At 67.8% G+C, this 15,877-nt stretch carries 14 protein-coding genes; 10 read left to right on the top strand and 4 right to left on the bottom strand.

Features of this window, described 5'->3' with window-relative positions:
* Positions 1-5: 5 nt before the first annotated feature.
* Both R5W23_RS10375 and R5W23_RS10370 read left to right on the top strand, forming a co-directional pair.
* Complete coding sequence (locus R5W23_RS10375; protein WP_320686265.1) at positions 6-902, top strand: vWA domain-containing protein; 897 nt, start codon at positions 6-8, stop codon at positions 900-902.
* A gap of 84 nt (positions 903-986) precedes the next feature.
* The gene (locus R5W23_RS10370; protein WP_320686264.1) at positions 987-2,825 is read left to right on the top strand and encodes a hypothetical protein; all 1,839 of its coding nucleotides are present in this window, start codon (positions 987-989) and stop codon (positions 2,823-2,825) included.
* Between the two features lie 130 nt (positions 2,826-2,955).
* Here R5W23_RS10370 and R5W23_RS10365 read toward each other — a convergent pair whose 3' ends face one another.
* Positions 2,956-4,470 carry a hypothetical protein gene (locus tag R5W23_RS10365; RefSeq protein ID WP_320686263.1) on the bottom strand — a complete coding sequence of 505 codons (1,515 nt, stop codon included), beginning with the start codon at positions 4,468-4,470 and terminating at the stop codon, positions 2,956-2,958.
* Positions 4,471-4,701: 231 nt separating this feature from the next.
* Here R5W23_RS10365 and R5W23_RS10360 point away from each other — a divergent pair, with 231 nt between their 5' ends.
* The 6 genes from R5W23_RS10360 to R5W23_RS10335 all read left to right on the top strand — a co-directional run bounded on the left by R5W23_RS10360 (position 4,702) and on the right by R5W23_RS10335 (position 10,806).
* Positions 4,702-5,454 carry an FHA domain-containing protein gene (locus R5W23_RS10360; RefSeq protein WP_320686262.1) on the top strand — a complete coding sequence of 251 codons (753 nt, stop codon included), beginning with the start codon at positions 4,702-4,704 and terminating at the stop codon, positions 5,452-5,454.
* Positions 5,455-5,566: 112 nt separating this feature from the next.
* Positions 5,567-6,694: an A/G-specific adenine glycosylase gene (gene mutY, locus R5W23_RS10355; protein WP_320686261.1), complete on the top strand. Its 1,128-nt coding sequence runs from the start codon at positions 5,567-5,569 to the stop codon at positions 6,692-6,694.
* Positions 6,695-6,909: 215 nt separating this feature from the next.
* Positions 6,910-7,809, top strand: coding sequence for an HDOD domain-containing protein (locus R5W23_RS10350; RefSeq protein WP_320686260.1), 900 nt, complete (start codon positions 6,910-6,912; stop codon positions 7,807-7,809).
* A 239-nt stretch (positions 7,810-8,048) separates the two neighbouring features.
* Entirely contained in the window at positions 8,049-9,434 is a 1,386-nt protein-coding gene (locus R5W23_RS10345; protein WP_320686259.1) for a HAMP domain-containing sensor histidine kinase, read from the top strand.
* A gap of 8 nt (positions 9,435-9,442) precedes the next feature.
* Positions 9,443-10,066: a hypothetical protein gene (locus tag R5W23_RS10340; protein WP_320686258.1), complete on the top strand. Its 624-nt coding sequence runs from the start codon at positions 9,443-9,445 to the stop codon at positions 10,064-10,066.
* A 110-nt stretch (positions 10,067-10,176) separates the two neighbouring features.
* The gene (locus tag R5W23_RS10335; RefSeq protein ID WP_320686257.1) at positions 10,177-10,806 is read left to right on the top strand and encodes an HAD-IA family hydrolase; all 630 of its coding nucleotides are present in this window, start codon (positions 10,177-10,179) and stop codon (positions 10,804-10,806) included.
* Positions 10,807-10,816: 10 nt separating this feature from the next.
* Here R5W23_RS10335 and R5W23_RS10330 read toward each other — a convergent pair whose 3' ends face one another.
* The gene (locus R5W23_RS10330; RefSeq protein WP_261185626.1) at positions 10,817-11,653 is read right to left on the bottom strand and encodes a hypothetical protein; all 837 of its coding nucleotides are present in this window, start codon (positions 11,651-11,653) and stop codon (positions 10,817-10,819) included.
* 407 nt (positions 11,654-12,060) lie between these two features.
* Between R5W23_RS10330 and R5W23_RS10325 the strand changes: the two genes are divergently transcribed.
* Both R5W23_RS10325 and R5W23_RS10320 read left to right on the top strand, forming a co-directional pair.
* Entirely contained in the window at positions 12,061-12,435 is a 375-nt protein-coding gene (locus R5W23_RS10325; RefSeq protein WP_320686256.1) for a rhodanese-like domain-containing protein, read from the top strand.
* A 244-nt stretch (positions 12,436-12,679) separates the two neighbouring features.
* Positions 12,680-13,450, top strand: a complete 771-nt coding sequence (locus R5W23_RS10320) for a 3-keto-disaccharide hydrolase (protein WP_320686255.1) — start codon at positions 12,680-12,682, stop codon at positions 13,448-13,450.
* A 28-nt stretch (positions 13,451-13,478) separates the two neighbouring features.
* Here the strand turns inward: R5W23_RS10320 and R5W23_RS10315 are convergent, their stop codons facing one another.
* Entirely contained in the window at positions 13,479-13,781 is a 303-nt protein-coding gene (locus R5W23_RS10315; protein ID WP_320686254.1) for a S24 family peptidase, read from the bottom strand.
* Between the two features lie 131 nt (positions 13,782-13,912).
* Complete coding sequence (locus R5W23_RS10310; RefSeq protein WP_320686253.1) at positions 13,913-15,799, bottom strand: M61 family metallopeptidase; 1,887 nt, start codon at positions 15,797-15,799, stop codon at positions 13,913-13,915.
* Between the last annotated feature and the right edge of the window lie 78 nt (positions 15,800-15,877).

The raw sequence follows: 15,877 nt of genomic DNA, 5'->3' as shown, positions 1-15,877 counted from the left end.
CGCCAGTGCCCTACGACATGCAGATCGACCGCTCCAACCCTGGGTGCATCGTGTTCCTGGTGGACCTGTCCAACTCGATGCTCGACGGCATCGCGGGGACGCAACGGGCCAAGATGGACACGGTCTCGACCGCGATCAACCGGTTCTTCCAGGAGCTGATTACGAGCTGCGAGAAGGGCGAGGAGAAGCCGCGCAGCTACTTCGACGTGGGGCTCATCGGGTACACCACCGACGCCAACGGCGTCGCGATCGTCCGCCCGCTGTTCCAGCTCGGGCTGGCCGGCCGCGACCTCGTGAGCATCAGCGAGCTGTACGACAACCCGCTCGAGATCGAGCAGCGCCGCAAGAAGGAGTTCGTGGACGACGGCGCGGGCGGCCTGACCGAGGTGGAACGCCAGATCGCGTTCCCGGTGTGGTTCCGCTCGCCGGCCCCGACGGAAATGTTCGGCACCCCGATGTGTGAGGCGCTGAGGTACTGCAAGCACGTGCTCCAGGCGTGGATCGACGCGCACCCGAGCAGCTTCCCGCCGATGGTCATCAACCTGACCGACGGCGAATCGACCGACGGCATCCCGGTCCCGTTCGCCGAGGACCTCAAGGCGCTGGCCACTGCCGACGGGAACGTGCTGCTGTTCAACTGCCACCTGTCGGGCCGCGACGCGCAGCCGGTGTTCCTCCCACCGACCGAATCGGCGCTGCCGGACGAGTACGCCCGCGACCTGTTCGGCATGTCCAGCCCGCTGCCGGACAAGCTGCGGCACATGGCGGAGGTGAAGGGGATCTCGGCGCCGCTCGGGTGCAAGGCGATGGCGTTCAACGCCGACGCGGTGAGCTTGCTAAAGCTGCTCAACGTGGGCACGCAGGTGGTCGCGGCGGCCACCCTGCCCCCGCACCTCCGTTGAGCGCACGTTTCAAGTTCCAGGTTCCAAGTTCCAAGTCCGACGGTCGGGAGCCTGGTTTCGTGCCTCTAACTTGGAACCTGCCACTTGGAACATGAAACTACAGCGGAGCCGCCGCCCGGGTGCCTCGTGCTGCTCCTGCGCCTCTCGAGCGGGATGACCCGCGACGTGGTCACCCCTCGCGGCGAGGCGCCGGCGGTCGAGGCGGCGCGGCTCCTCGCGGATGACCTCATTGAAGGGCTGGTGAACACGGCCGCGGCCGGGTACGCGGTCGGCGCGCTCGATGTCGCCGTGCTCGGCTACCGCGCGCCCGACCAGGAGGGCCAGCAGCTCCTCTCGCTGCTCCCCGACGGCGACCCCAAGCCGCGGTTCGTGCCGCTCGCACACGTCGCCGGGATGCCGGCGGTCCCGCGCGACGGGGAAGGGCTCCCGCGGAAATGGGCCGTGCTCCCCCCCTGCGCCGGGGAGCCGTCTGCCGGCGCGGCCCTCGCGAACGTCTACCAGATGGTGTCCGTGTGGCTCACCGGGCGTTACGCGAGCCGCCCACCGGTCGTCATCCACTGCGTCGGCGGCGGTGACCACGACGACCGTTACTTTAGCACCGCGCGGTCACTGAACCTGCTCACCACGGCCCACGGGCCGACGCGCCTGCTGCACTACACCTTCGCCCCGCCGCCCGCGGACGCCGTGGACGCCCGGCTTGCGAGCGTGTCGGCGGCGCTGACGACGCGGCTCGGCGCGTTTATCAACGAATGGGACATCGCCGACCCGTGGGACGCGATCTTCACCTGCGCCTTTCAGGAGGACGCGACCGCTTGGGCCGAGGCCGGGGAAGAGCTGTCCCGCGTGTGCGCGATGTGGGCGCAAAAGATGGGCAACACGCCCGAACAGTGGGAAGACGCTTACGCGCTGGACGAGGGCCACGGCGCCGCGGCCATTGCCGACGGCGCCAGCAGCGGCATCTATTGTAACATTTGGGCGCAGCAGCTCAGCCGACGGCTTCTGGCGGACCGCCCGGACGTGCGAGATCCCGCATCGCTGAACAAGTGGGTCAGCGGGCTGCGTGCCGAGTGGCGCGCGGCGATCAACTACGACGGGCTGAACTGGTCGAAGCAGGCCAAGGTCGATCAGGTCGGCGCCGCCGCGACCCTGTTAGGGCTGGAGGTCGGCCCCGCGGGCGTGACCGGCGGGCGCCCGTGGCGGGCGTGCGCGGTCGGTGACGCGAGCCTGTTCTGGGTGCGTCAGGGCGAGTTGCTGGCGACGTTCCCGGTCGTCGCGGCGGACCAGTTCGGATCGGCGCCGCTGCTGGTGCGGTCGAGCCCGGGGTACCGCACGGTCGCGCTTTCAGCCGCCGGAACGTGTGAGCCGGGCGACCGGTTCGTGCTCGCGACGGACGCCGTGGCCGCCCGGCTCTTCAAAAGTGTCGCGACCGAACCCGGCGTCGACTGGGCGCGGCTCGAGGACCTCGCCGAAGCGGATTGGCGTGCGGAACTCGATGCGCTCCGGCGCGGCAACGACATGGTCAATGACGACTGTACGCTGATCGTGCTGCGCGTCACCGACCCGGCGAGCGGGGTGCGTGAGTCACCCCGAACGGTCGAAGAGGCTCTGGCGGGTGAGCCGCTCGAACCGGCGTTTGCGGTCGAAGAGGTGCCGGCAAACGAGGTACTCACGCTCGAAGAGGCAATTGCGCTCGAACCGCTCGCGGTCGAACAGGCGCCCGCGAACGAGCCCGAATCGGCGGACCCTCAAGAGGCGGGCGTCCCCCATTCGCCGCAAGAGCGCTCGGGGGCCGGTGCCTCGCACGCGCCGCCGAGCGAACCCGTTGCGCCCGGCGACGAGGTGGTGATCGATTTGCGCTACAACCCGCCACCGGAGGCGCCCTCCGCAGACGGCTCATCGGAGCGAAGGGCTTCGAGCGACTGACCTGCGCGCGGAAGCAATGTCCCCGCCACGTTCGTTCGCGCTCGCACCGGGCGCAAACGAACGTGCTCCCTGGCTGGTGAGCATTCCACAAAGGCCGCTCACCAGCCGGGGAGCGCGACGCAGTCCGGAATCAGTTCAGCCCCGCGGCGCGTTTCCGCCAGCGCACGAGCGGCGCCCCCGCGGCCTTCGCGTCGAGGGCGTTCCACGCGGTCTGAGCTTCCGCAAGGACATCCGCGGGCTTCGCCCCCGCACCGAGCTTCCGGAGTGCCGCCGCCGCGTCGCGGGTGAGAGCCTCGCGATCTGGGCCGCGCAGACCTAACGTCGGGTTCTTGACCGCATCGGCCAAGTACGCCCGCAGTGCGTCTTGCAGCGCCTGCGATCGGGCCGGATCGAACCCGTACCCGAGCCACAGCGGGAATTGGTCCGGGCTGAGGTCCGCGGGGCGCAGCGGTCCGGCGCCCAGGCCCGGGGTGCTGATCAGCTCCGCAGTTCGGGCCGGGCCGGCCAGTTCCGTGAGCAACTCGAACGCCAGTTCGGGACGCGGGCAGCGCGCCCGAACCACCCCCAACCGCCCCCCCGCGAAGTACGGGACGTAGTTCACCACCCGCTTCTCGACCGGCGCGGCGCCCGGTTCGAGGGGCCGCGGCGCGCCCGGTACGGGGGCGATCCCGAACCGCGCCGGTACCGTACCGTTCTCGCGCGGCAGTTTCGCGAGCTGGTCGAGCGACACGATCGCCAGCACCGCCTTGCCCGCCGCGAGCGCGGCGACCGGGTCATCGGACGCGCCCGGCGGAACGGCGCCGGCCGCCGCGAGCCCCGCCAGCCACCGCGCCGAGTCCGCAAACCCCTGTGCCAGGAGCCGCGGTTTGCCGGTCCGGATCTCGAAGTGGAACGCGAGCAGTTCCTCGTCCTTGACCCGCTCGATCAGGTCCTTGTCGCTCAGGGCCGGGCGGTCGAAGGAACTCGCGACGCGGGAGAACAGGTCGAACAGTGCGGTCGGGTCGGCCGGCAGCGGGGGCACGCTCGGCCCCTTGTCGCGGGCCGCGAAGAACGCCGCAACGTCGGCGTACTGGTCCCAGGTGGCCGGCGCGGCGAGCGGCCCCTTTCCGCGCTTCGCGAACTCCGCGACGACGGCCGGATCGGCGAACCGGTCGGCCCGGTACACCAGCAACACCCCGTCACCGGTGAGCGGGATCGCCTGGGCCTGATCGCCCCACGCCGCGAGCCGCTCTGCGTACGGCGGCAGCATCTCTGACACGAGCCCGCGAAGTTTCAGCGGGAGCGGCGTGAGGTGCCCGGGCTCGGCCCACTCGCCGAGACGGTTCGCGGGGAGCACCGCAAGGTCGGTGGCGTCGGCTGCGGTCATCGGGTCGCGGGTGAGGGTCACCGCCGCGCCCGTTCGCACCTCCCAGGAACGGATCATCGGCTCGACGGCGGCGGCGAACGCCGGGTCCGAGCAATTGAACGTCAGTTGCGCCCCTTCGTGAGGCCGGCCGGGGCGGTTCGGAGCGGTGCCCGGGGACCCGCTCCCGTCGCACCCGGTGGCCAGAGCACCAAGTGCGGCGACGAGCAGAACGCCGCCAATTATGGTGAGGGTGTGAAGCCGGTATCGGTTGCGCGGAATCGGGGGAAGTGCCTGTTGCATAGCGCGCCGCCCGTAGCATACAATGACGAGCGCTACCACCAGGGTTTACCGAAGAAACCCAAGACTCGCAATGGTGCGCACAATCTGAGCGTAGCCCGATCGGGGTTCGCGGCAAGTCGGTGATGTCGTCCCTGCCCAGGCACGGCCCACGCGCGGGGACGGTTCCCGCTCGCTCGCGACTCTTCACCTCGGCCGAGGGTTCGGACGGTTCAACGGCGAAGGACACACGACATGAAGGTGAGTTTGGTCGTTGCGTCTGGGGCCCACGAGGGCCGCGTGATTCCGCTAACCGGGTCGCAGTTCCTGATCGGCCGCGATCAGCAATGCAACTTGCGCCCGGCCAGCCCCGCGATCAGCAAGTTGCACTGCGGTGTTGTGATCCGCGACGGGAAGGTACTGGTCAAGGATTTCGGCAGCACCAACGGAACGCTCGTCAACGGCCAGCTTGTTCAGAGCGCAGAGGCCGTCGTTGAGAACGGGGCCTCGCTCCAGGTCGGCCCGCTCGACTTTACGGTGCGGATCGAGAAGTCCGCACCGAAGGTGGACGGCACCCCGCTCGGTGATTCCCCCGAAACGGCGGCGGCGCTGGCCGCGGTCAAGGCCGCCACTGCGGCCCCGAAGGCGCCCGCCCGCGACGCGACGCCGGCGCCGGTCAAGCCCACCGTTGGGAAGTCTGGGGTGACCGCGCCGACCAAGCCCGCTCCGGCGAAGGAGCAGCCGAAGCCGGCGCCCGCCGCCGCGAGCGGATCGGACGAAGACGACGTGGCCGCGATGCTCCTGGGCATGGACGATGAGGGGAACGGCAGCGTTCCCGACGGCAGCACGGTGATGGAGATCCCGAACCCGCTCACGGCCGGAGGCGCCGAGCCCCCCAAATCGAACAGCGGAGAGAAGCCCGGCGAGCCGAAGAAGGCCCAGACCCGTGAGGAGATGACCAACGCCGCCAACGACCTGCTCCGTCAGTACATGCGCCGCCCGAAGTGAGCGGCGGCCGGAACCCCAAGTCTTCCAGGCGAGTTTGAACCCGCGGGCCAGCACCGCGGGTTCAAACTCGCTACCTTTTTCGGCCCCATTTTTTGCTCCTGGAACCCGGAACGTGAAACTCCCCGACGGTTGGTCTCCCCGTACCCTCGCGGGGGTGCGCACCAAACTCCTGAACTGGTTCGACAAAAACCAGCGCGACCTGCCCTGGCGGCGAACCGTTAACGGAGCCCGCGACGCTTACCAGGTGTGGATCAGTGAGGTGATGCTCCAACAAACCACGGTCGCGGCCGTGGTGCCGTACTTCGAGCGGTTCCTGGCCGCTTTCCCCGACGTGCGTGCGCTGGCCGCCGCCGACGAACAGCGCGTCCTGAAGCTCTGGGAGGGCCTCGGTTACTACCGCCGCGCCCGGCACCTTCACGCCGCCGCAAAACTCCTGGTCGCGGCGCACAACGGCGACCTCCCGGACGACCCCGACGTGTGGGCACCGCTCCCGGGCGTCGGCCGGTACATCCTCGGCGCCGTGCTGTCACAAGCGTTCGACCGGCCGCTGCCGATCGTCGAAGCGAACAGCCTGCGCGTGCTCGCGCGACTGTTCGCGTACCCCGGCGACCCGCGAGAGGGGGAAGGCAAGGTCTGGGTGTGGGCAGCCGCCGAAACCGTTCTCCCCGCGAAGCGGGCCGGGGATTTCAACCAGTCGTTAATGGAACTCGGCGCGCTGATCTGCACCCCGGCTGCACCGGCGTGCGACCGCTGCCCGGTGAGAGACAACTGCGAGGCGAAGCGGCTCGGCCGCCAAGATCAGATCCCGCCCAAAAAGAAACAGCCCGCCATCACCGAGGTCGCAGAAGTCGGGGTCGTGATTCGCGACGGCGCGAACGTACTGTTGTGCCAGCGGCCGGCGGACGCGGGACGGTGGCAAAACATGTGGGAGATACCCCACGCCCTCCGAATGGAGGGAGAAGACGTTTCCGCGGCGGCGGTGCGGGTGGCACGAGAGCTGACCGGGTTCGATGTCGAGCCGGGCGCCGAGATCCGGACCGTCCGGCACGGCGTGACCCGGTACGCGATTACCCTGGTGTGCGTCGGATCGGTTCTCCGGGGCGGGGCGTTTGCTGCCGGTCACTATGCGAACGCGAAGTGGGTCGCGCCGCGAGAACTCGGGGACTACCCGGTCAGCTCGCCGCAACGAAAACTGATGACCGCGCTGGCCGACCCGAACCACCAGCCGCGTTTGTTCTGACGAACAGGCCGCCTCGGCAAGTGCAAAGTGATGGGCCGAAGCTTTCGGCGACCGCCTGCCGGAGGATGATGCGACGGTAGGGCGCCGCGTTAACGCGCTCGCCACGGAAATGCTGTATGGCGAGACTTTATTTGACTGATCTTGCATGTTGGTCTATAGACATATGCCGCCCCACACCGCAGGTCACATTTCGCGATGACGACTTCGGGGACCGCATGCCGACTCAAACGAGCAGAGCGCGTCGCGAACTGCTGCTGACCGTGTTCCCGCCCGACCTCTTGCCCCCGGCCCCCGCGGTCGTCTTGCAGGTGTACGCCGCGGCGGGGTCTCCGGACTGCGACCCGACCCACCTGGCCGCGCTGCTGGCCACCGATCCGGCCCTGTGTGTTGGCGTTCTGCGGGTCGCGAACTCGTGCGTCTACGCTCTCCCCCGTCCCGTTGCCAGTGTGTCGCGGGCCGTCCAAGTGCTCGGGCGCCGGACCGTGCGCGCCCTCACACTCGCGCTGTCCGCCCCCGGCCCTCGCGGCCCCGGCGCGCGCGAGTACTGGCTCACGTCCGTCGGCGGCGCGATCATCGCCCGCGAGCTGGCGGTGCTGAAACGCGCTCCGGCTCCGGACGAAGACATGGCCGCGGCGCTGTTGCGCGACCTCGGATCGGAGTTGTTGCGCGGCGCGTTCCCGGTGCGGTGGGCGAAGCACCCGCAGCGGCACGGCCACCGGCTCCTGTTCGACCCGTGCGGGGCCGAAAACGAATCGTTCGGGGCGAACCACGCCGACGTTGGCGCCGCGCTGCTCGCACGCTGGGGTCTGCCGCCCGAGGTGGTCGAGCCGGTCCGATACCACCACCGCCCGGATCAGGCCCCTGCCGGCCCGCTAAAAGAGCGGGCCGAGTTGTTATGGCTGTCGGACCGGCTGATCCGGTTGGACGAAGTGGCCGCTTACCCGGACCTGCTGTCCCAGTTATTAGAAACGGCGGAACGGCGGTACGCGCTGACGCCGTCAGCGATGACGGCCTTCCTGGACGCGGTCGTCCCCAGGATCGAAGCGTTTGCGGCGGCGATCAACGTCGGCGATGTTCACTGCCCGAACTTGGCGGCCACCCTTAAGCTGATCTGACCACCTACGGGTTCAAGAGAGCGGACGCCGCGAGCCGTTGAGCCCAACAGGCACGCTGAAAACGGCAGATTCCCAGGCCACTCACGAATCATCCACCTTTCCAACACGTCACCAGAGAAACGGCTCTTCGTGTCCGCAGTGGTGCGAGAACCGCAAACTTCGCATCGCCTTCTTCCCGCAGCCGTTACAATCCCATCAAGCCCGGCGGGGTCTCACCTTCACACGTTCTGCACAATTCTATGTTTTGGCGCCTGTTCTCCACGTATCTGGTACTCGTCCTCGCCGCGGTGGGGCTCCTCGGGCTACTCGTTCGCCACCGATCCGAGGAGATGTTCCGCGAGCTGATGAGCGAGGTCGCGGTGGCGCTGGCCGGGGTGGTGGTGCTCGCGACCGTCGCGGCGTTCGCGCTGGCCCGGCTGTTCGTGCGTCCGCTGATCGAGTTGCGAGAAGGGGCGCGGAAACTGGCCGACGGCGACTTGGGCCACAAGATCCGCGTTACGGGTGGTGCCGAGCACTACGAGCTGGCGGAAACGTTCAACGCCATGAGCGCGCGGCTCGCGTCCACGTTCCGGCTGCTCGAGCACGACCGCGAGCAGTTACGGGCGATCCTCTCCGGCATGGTCGAAGGGGTCGTCGCGATCGACGACAAGCGGCGGGTGCTGTTCGCCAACGAACGGGCCGGTCAGTTGCTCGAGTTCGACCCGCGCAAGGCGGTCAACCAGCAGTTGTGCGACGTCACGCGATTGGCGCCGTTCCACGCGATCGTCGAACAGGGGCTCACGGCCGCCGAACCCCACCGGGAGGAGTTCGACGTGCCCGGGTCCGGTGGGCGCCACCTGGAGGTGTACGTGTCGCGGTTCCCCGGTCAGGGGATGCCCGGGGCGGTGGTGGTGGTCAACGACACCACCGAAGTGCGGCAGGCGGAGCGCATGCGCCAGGACTTCGTGGCGAACGCGTCGCACGAACTGAAGACGCCGATCGCGGTCATCAAGTCGAGCGTGGAGGCGCTCCAGGACGGCGCGGCCGAGGACCCGCACACCCTGGCGTCGTTCCTGGAGCAAGTGGCCCGCGAGTCGGACCGGATGACGTACTTGGTCAAGGACATGCTGAGCCTGTCGCGGATCGAGTCCGGGGCGCTGGGGCTCGAACCCCGCGTGGTCGTACTGGACCGCGAAATCTCCGACTGTATGGAACGGCACCACCCGCGGGCCGACACGAAGACCCTCACACTGGTGGAGAAGCCGCCGCCGGACGCGCCCGCGAACGTGGCCGCGTGGGCCGACCCTGATGCCCTGCGGCAGGTGATGGACAACCTTGTCGATAACGCGATCAAGTACACGCCCAACGGCGGGCGGATCACCGTCCGCTGGGGCGCAACGGCGGACACGGTCAGTTTCGAGGTGGAAGACACCGGCGTGGGCATCCCGGAGGGGGACGTGAACCGCGTGTTCGAACGGTTCTACCGGGTGGACCGGGCGCGCGGGCGCGCGGAAGGCAGCACCGGCCTCGGGCTCTCGATCGTGAAGCACCTGGTGCAGGCGATGCGCGGCCAGGTGCGGGTGAACAGCAAGCTCGGCAAGGGGACCACGTTCCGCGTGACGCTCCCGCGCGCGGGCAGCGCGTGAGGGGCAATATGAGTGAAGACGTGTGGTTGTCGGTAACGCGCGCGATAACGCTCCTGAAGCTGACAAAGGGCCGAACCACGGACCGCAAATTGAGACTGTTCGCATGCGGGCGCCTTTACACCATGAGGCATCTCATTGTTGGCGATGCGACTACACTCCTTGATGCGGTCGAAGCGGCGGCCACGGCCGATGAGCTTCGCCGGATCAGGAGAAATTGCCCGGAGATGTATTGGATCGCGTCCGATCGTCGGCTCCGGGGGCGTCTCCATCATGTTGATTCGTACCCGTGCGGCCTTGCGGCGACGGTCACGGACGCCAACGCACGGAACGCAGCCAGGCGTTCGCTCGGTTACGGGTATGAGTGGGCTCATCAGCAAGAAGCGATGTTAGCCCGTGAGGTGTTCGGCAACCCGTTTCGGCCGATTGATTTTGCCCCGTGGCACACGGATACCACAGTGGCGCTCGCAAAGGGCATGTACGAGTCGCGCGATTTCTCCGCGATGCCCATCCTCGCCGACGCCCTTCAAGACGCCGGATGCGATAACGCCGATGTGCTCATTCATTGTCGAGACGCGAGCGCGGAACACGTGCGCGGCTGTTGGGTCGTGGACGGCGTTCTCGGTCTGGCGTGAGTGGGAGAAGCGGCCGGCTGGTATAAAGCGCACATGGAACGCGCCGTCCCGCTCGGGGACTTGGTTCCGAGGGACGCGCTCTTACTCTCCGCCTTTCGGCCGAGGCTACTGTGCCGTTCAAACTGGTCGTTTGGGACTTCGACGGGACGCTCGCGGACTCGCTCCCGACCGCCACCGCCATCTTCAACCGGCTCGCGGCCGAGATGGGGCTCAAGCCGGTCGGCGACCTGAGCGCCGCACGGTCGCTGCCCACGCGGCAGTTCCTCCGGCAGCACGGCATTTCGATGTGGCGGCTCCCGCGCCTGGTACGGAAGTATCAGGCTGCGGCGGCCGAAGAAGCCGACCGGTTGAAACTCGTGACCGGGCTCCCCGAGGTGCTCGCGGCCCTCGCCACTTCTGGGATGAAACTCGGCATCCTGTCATCGAACCGCGAGGACAACATCCGCCGGTGCTTGCGTGCGAACGGGGTCGAAGGACGCTTCGCCTTCGTGGTCGGCTACCCGCGGCTGTTCGGCAAAGCCAAGGCGCTCAAGCGGATCATTCGTGCCGAACAGATCGACCATTCGGAGGTGCTGTACGTCGGCGATGAATTGCGCGACATCGAAGCCGCGAAGAAGGTCGGCGCGAAGGTCGCGGCGGTGACCTGGGGCTTTCACACGGTGGAACTGCTGCGCTCCGGGGCGCCGGACTTCGTGGTCACTACGCCGGATGAGCTGTTAGGAATTGTTGGGCGGCCGTGAGGGTGAAACGTCACCTCGATTCGAGGACGCTCTGGATCGCCAGCGCGAACGCGCGCCCCTCGTCGCCTTGATCGCTCAGCCCGAGCGGCTTGGCACGGAGTCGCGCCGCGTCGTCGCCGAACGAGTCAACCGTCCGCAGGTGCAAGTACCACACGGCCCCGGCGCGGAGGTCGTCCTCGCCGAACACATACGCCGGGCGGTTCAGCCGGTCGGCGGTCACGCGGTTGAACTCGGTCAGCGCGGCGGACAGGGTTTCGGGGGTCGTTTCGATCGCGTGGAACGTCAACCCGCGGCTCGCGGCCATGTCCTTGATCGCACTCACATCCTGGCCGGTCGGGTGCAGGTACACGACCGAGCGGAATCCGGCAGTCTTGAGCGCGTCGAACCCGTCGAGCGTCGGCTTACGGCCGGCGAACAGGCCGTCCTTCACCTTGGTTGCGCCGCCGACGCCACTCGGTGTGGCGCTTTTGGGCGGCTCAGGCGTTTGCGGTTTCATCGGGGCGCCGAGAATGCCCTGCGGAGGCGGCTGCGTGGGCCGGGCCGAGGAGCTACCGGGCGGGGATTCCGGGTACAGCACTTCTGGGCCGCCGCTCTTCGGTGCCGGGCTGCCGCCGGGCGGCAGGTCAAGCGCCGGCGGCGGGAAGTTGCTCGAACCGGTCGGCGGGGATGAGGGGGCCGGCGTGGTCGGTACGCCCGCCGGCGGCAGCAGGATCGAGTTCCGCGGCGCTTCGGGCAGGTACGGCCGCGGGCGCTTGTCGGGGTCGTTCAGGTGGCAGCACCGGTGCCGGCACCCGACCGCCCCGACCAGCAGAACTGCACTCGCGGTGAGCAGCATTTTCCGTAACATCGACCCTCCTCCGCAGCGGCCCAATGGGCGGTCTCCGACATCCGATTCTAGACCGCCTTGCGGTGGCCCCCAGCGAACTTGAGCCGTTCTGCACCGATTCCGGTTGTGCGGCGTGGCGGAGTTTCCGGTTGTGCAAGTTGTGCGGGGCTAGTGGCGTGGGCAAGCTAGACCGCCCAGTGAAAATGAGGCGAATAAATCGCCCATCGAGTCGGTTGCTTTCGTGTGCCGTTTCGCCATCTTTTGGGTACCGTACCGAGCACGACTCGCCCGGCTGAAATAGAACCTCACCCAGTGGCAGTGCATAGCACTTCGGGTTCCTCGGCGCTGAGGACGTGCAGCGGCTGATTAACGAGGTTATGCTCACCAGCCGCGACGACAACGAATAAACACCAACGGAGACGCAACCAGTGGCGAAGCAACACGCTCCCGGGTTCCTGAAGATTGTGGCGGACGCGAAGACCCGAGTCACGGAATGCACGGTCGATGACGTGCGCGCCCGCCGGGACGCGGGCGAATCGTTCGTGCTGGTGGACGTGCGCGAGGAGAGCGAGTTCGCGGCCGGACACGTTCCCGGCGCGATCCACATCGGCAAGGGCGTCCTCGAGCGCGATGTCGAGGCCAAGATTCCTGACCCGGCCGCGCCGGTGGTGCTCTACTGCGGTGGGGGCTTCCGGTCGGCTTTGGCCGCCGACGCGCTTCAGAAGATGGGGTACACCAACGTCATCAGCATGGACGGCGGCTGGCGCGCGTGGACCGAGAAGGGGCTGCCGGTCGAGAAGTGAGGCGCACCGGTCGAGCAAGTCGCACAAGTTTATGAAGATGTTTTGCGCGGTGCCGTGACGCCCACACGGCGGGACCGGTCCGGCCAAGCAACGCGCTCCCGGCTTGCGGAAGGTTGTGGCGGGCACGAAACCGTGACACGAAGTGCCCCCGCCGGGGGCACGTTCCATTCTCGTGCGTCTGGACACGGCCGGAACGGTCGCGGATACTGACCCGCTCGCCCGCCGCCAGCCCCAGGAGCCACACATGAAGCCCCTCTCCGTGGTCGCATGCGCCGCCCTGCTCGGGAGCCTGTTCCCGGCCGCCCGCGCCGACCTGCCCAAGCCCGAAACGTTCGACGACGCAGGCTTCGTGTCCATTTTCGATGGCAAGACGCTCGGCGGTTGGAAGGTGTCCGCCAAGACCGGGCACAGCGGCAAAAGTAAGAACAAGAGCGGCGGGAAGTGGGAGATCAAGGACGGCGCGATCGTCGGCAGCCAGGACGAGCCCGGGAACGGCGGGATCGTCATCACCGAAAAGGAGTACGGCGACTTCGAGGTGGCGCTGGAGATGAACAACGACGACGGCCCGGACAGCGGACTGTTCCTGCGCAGCACGGACACCGGGAAGTGCTATCAAGCGATGATCGACTACCACAAGGGCGGCAACCTGCTGGGCATTTACGGCGAGGGCATCGGCGGCAAGCCGCACGTCCGCAACTTCGACTTCGGGAAGGACGTGACGGAGATCGTGGTGCCCAGCAAGCAGGCCGACGGCGGGTTCAAGTGCCCGGTGAAGGCGGAAGACTGGAAGGCGTTCTGGAAGCCCGGCGAGTGGAACGAACTGCGGGCACGCATCGAAGGCAACCCGCCCAAGATCACGACCTGGATCAAGGGCGTGAAGTTCATGGAGTATCAGGACACCGAGAAGCGGCTGGCGGACAAAGGCGGCATCGCGCTGCAAGTCCACGGCGGCGGGGACTACACGAAGCAGTTCGTGCGCTACCGCAACATCCGCGTGAAGGAGCTGAAGAAGTAGGTTGCTGTCAGGCGTCGTGCGTGCGGCTTCAATCGGTGACCGCGGTCACCCGACCGACAACGGCCGAGCGGGGCGCCCAGCCGTTGATTTTGCCGACGTTGTTCCCGATCAGCAGTTGGTCTCCGTTCACCTCTTTCACGAGGTGCAAGAGGAACCCGCCACGCCACGCGACCAGTACCACATCGCCAGCGCTCACCGTCGCCGAATCGGCGGGCGCGATCGTGACGAGTTGGCCGCTTTCGATCCGCCCGCGCATCGATCCGCCGGTGGGGCGCACCTGGACCGTCCGCCCCTCTGACAGGCCCGCTCGTGCGTCGTTGACCCAGCCCATGCGAATACCCTGTCCCAGGATCGAACCCGCGAGGGCCTGTACCTCGCCGACACCCCGGCAGAACTCAACCGGGTGAAGACACCGACGGGCGAAGGGCGCTTCACTCAGAACGGAACCGCTCCTCGTCGCGGTCACTTCGTTTTCGGCCCCATCAGTTCGCCGAGCACATCGGGCTTGCCCGCGGTGCGGTCGAGGCGCGGGTAGCGCAACCCGTCCTTGTAGTCAATCACGTGGGTCTTGAAGAAGTCGCCGCTCTCGGCCAACAGTTCGAGCTTCCCGCCGGATTTCGTCGCGCCGACAGCGGCCTTGAGCCCGTCCGGCGAGAAGCGGCGACCGTTCACCGCGATCAGTTTCATCCCGGGGGCGAGTCCCGCTTTCGCGCCCGGCGAGTTCGGAACCGTGTCCCCGACGAGCCCGTCCGCGCTGACCGAGAACCCGACCGAATCGGCGAGGTTCACGCCCTTCGCCAGCCCCTCCATCGTCGTAAACAGGTCCGTCGGCTTGTCGGAGTACGCGAGCGCCCAGCCCCCGCTCGTGATGCCGTCCAGCGGCGGCGCCTCGGCCACCGCCTCGACCCGGCGCGCGAAGTGCCCCTTCCAGTCATAGGGTGCCACCTCATTGAGGGCCTTCAGCACGTCGTCGAGTGCGTAGCGTTCCACCTCGGGTGCGCCCGTTCCGGTGCCGAAGAACGCCTTACAGAAGTCGTCCAGAGTCTTCGCGCCCTTCGTCCGGGTACGAATCAGCACGTCCGCTTCGAGCCACAGCAGCGTGCCCTCGTCGTAAAAATCCACCGATCGCCGGGCCGACCGCCACGCCCCTGTGGCGTCGAACAGCGTGCTGGCCGCAGCAGCCGTGTCGTCCAGCGGGCGCCACCCGCGGGCCTTGACGTTCGACATGCGGGCGGCCGTCATTGCGAGGTAGTCGCGGCCTTCGTCGGGCGTGTACAGCCCGCTCCGCACCGCCAGCAACCATCCCAGGTAGTTGGTCAGCCCTTCGTACACCCACAGCAGCCGCGTTTGCTGCGGCTTCTGGTAGTCGCGTTTCAGCATGTCGGCCGGGCGCCGATACTTTCCGTTCCAACTGTGGACGAACTCGTGCGGGAACAGCGTTGCGGAGGCCTTCCGCTCGCCCGCTTTTACCAGCGCGAGTTCGGCGAGGCGGTTGTCGCTCGACTGGTGGTGCTCAATGCCCGCGCGCGGGATGTGGTTACTCAGACCCAGCAAAAAGGTGTAGTTGGTGTACGGTTTCGCTGGCCCGAACAGCTTCTCGGCCTCACCCGGGAGCCGCTTCCACGCGGCGAGGGTCGCTTCGGGTGCGTCGAGGCCGGCGACGCTGTCGCACGCGATAAACACCCGGTGTTTGCCGCTCGCCCCGTCGAGGGGCACCTCGCGCACGTGCTCGCCGGCCAGGAGCGGCGAATCGACGAGCATTCCAAGCGCGACCGACCCGAAGGTCGTAACGCCAGCGGTCGCCCCTTTGATCGGAAGGGCGGTGCCACACGCCCAACCGGCCGGCAACTTCACCATCGGAGCAAACGTGAGTTCCTCCAGCGGTGCCGCACCGGGCAAGTCCAGTTGTGGGTACATCAGCACGTCGTTCCAGTTCAGCATCAGCAGTTTCGGCGACGCGACCGTCATGAACTGCGCCCCGCCCTCGGCCCCGGCGGCGAGCAGCAAGTCGAACGTGACCTCAATCTCCTTGCACCCGTCGGGAATGGTGACATCGACCGTGAACGGGTCGGCGTCGGCGCGCTTCCACGTGAGCACTTTGCCGTTCGCAGCGGCGCGGAACTCCGTGACGTTGGCGATCTGGCCGACGGGCCGGTGCCGCCCCGGGATCCACTGCGGGTAGTGCAGGGTGAGCGACTCCGGCTGCGTCGGGATCACCTCACGCACGTGGATCACCTTCCGCGCGACCTCGGACGCGTCAACGTGGAGTCGGATGTCCCCCGCTGCGGCGGGGGACGGGAGTAAGGTGAAAGCAATGAGAACAAGGACGGCGAGCACAGAACGCGGCATAACGGCTTCTCCGGTACGAGCGGAAGCCGACATGGTACCCGCGCCGCCGCAGAATTGCGATCAACCGTCAGAAGCGAC

Origin of the sequence: Gemmata algarum (assembly GCF_034097035.1) — a bacterium.
Taxonomy (GTDB): domain Bacteria; phylum Planctomycetota; class Planctomycetia; order Gemmatales; family Gemmataceae; genus Gemmata; species Gemmata algarum.
This window is presented reverse-complemented; position numbering and strand designations above follow the sequence as displayed.

Excerpts from the sequence above, each read along its gene's own strand:
- R5W23_RS10340 (WP_320686258.1), top strand. The coding sequence starts at position 9,443 with ATGAGTGAAGACGTGTGGTTGTCGGTAACGCGCGCGATAACGCTCCTG.
- R5W23_RS10310 (WP_320686253.1), bottom strand. The coding sequence starts at position 15,799 with ATGCCGCGTTCTGTGCTCGCCGTCCTTGTTCTCATTGCTTTCACCTTA.
- R5W23_RS10350 (WP_320686260.1), top strand. The coding sequence starts at position 6,910 with ATGCCGACTCAAACGAGCAGAGCGCGTCGCGAACTGCTGCTGACCGTG.
- R5W23_RS10360 (WP_320686262.1), top strand. The coding sequence starts at position 4,702 with ATGAAGGTGAGTTTGGTCGTTGCGTCTGGGGCCCACGAGGGCCGCGTG.
- R5W23_RS10320 (WP_320686255.1), top strand. The coding sequence starts at position 12,680 with ATGAAGCCCCTCTCCGTGGTCGCATGCGCCGCCCTGCTCGGGAGCCTG.
- R5W23_RS10345 (WP_320686259.1), top strand. The coding sequence starts at position 8,049 with ATGTTTTGGCGCCTGTTCTCCACGTATCTGGTACTCGTCCTCGCCGCG.
- R5W23_RS10365 (WP_320686263.1), bottom strand. The coding sequence starts at position 4,470 with ATGCAACAGGCACTTCCCCCGATTCCGCGCAACCGATACCGGCTTCAC.
- R5W23_RS10315 (WP_320686254.1), bottom strand. The coding sequence starts at position 13,781 with ATGGGCTGGGTCAACGACGCACGAGCGGGCCTGTCAGAGGGGCGGACG.
- R5W23_RS10330 (WP_261185626.1), bottom strand. The coding sequence starts at position 11,653 with ATGTTACGGAAAATGCTGCTCACCGCGAGTGCAGTTCTGCTGGTCGGG.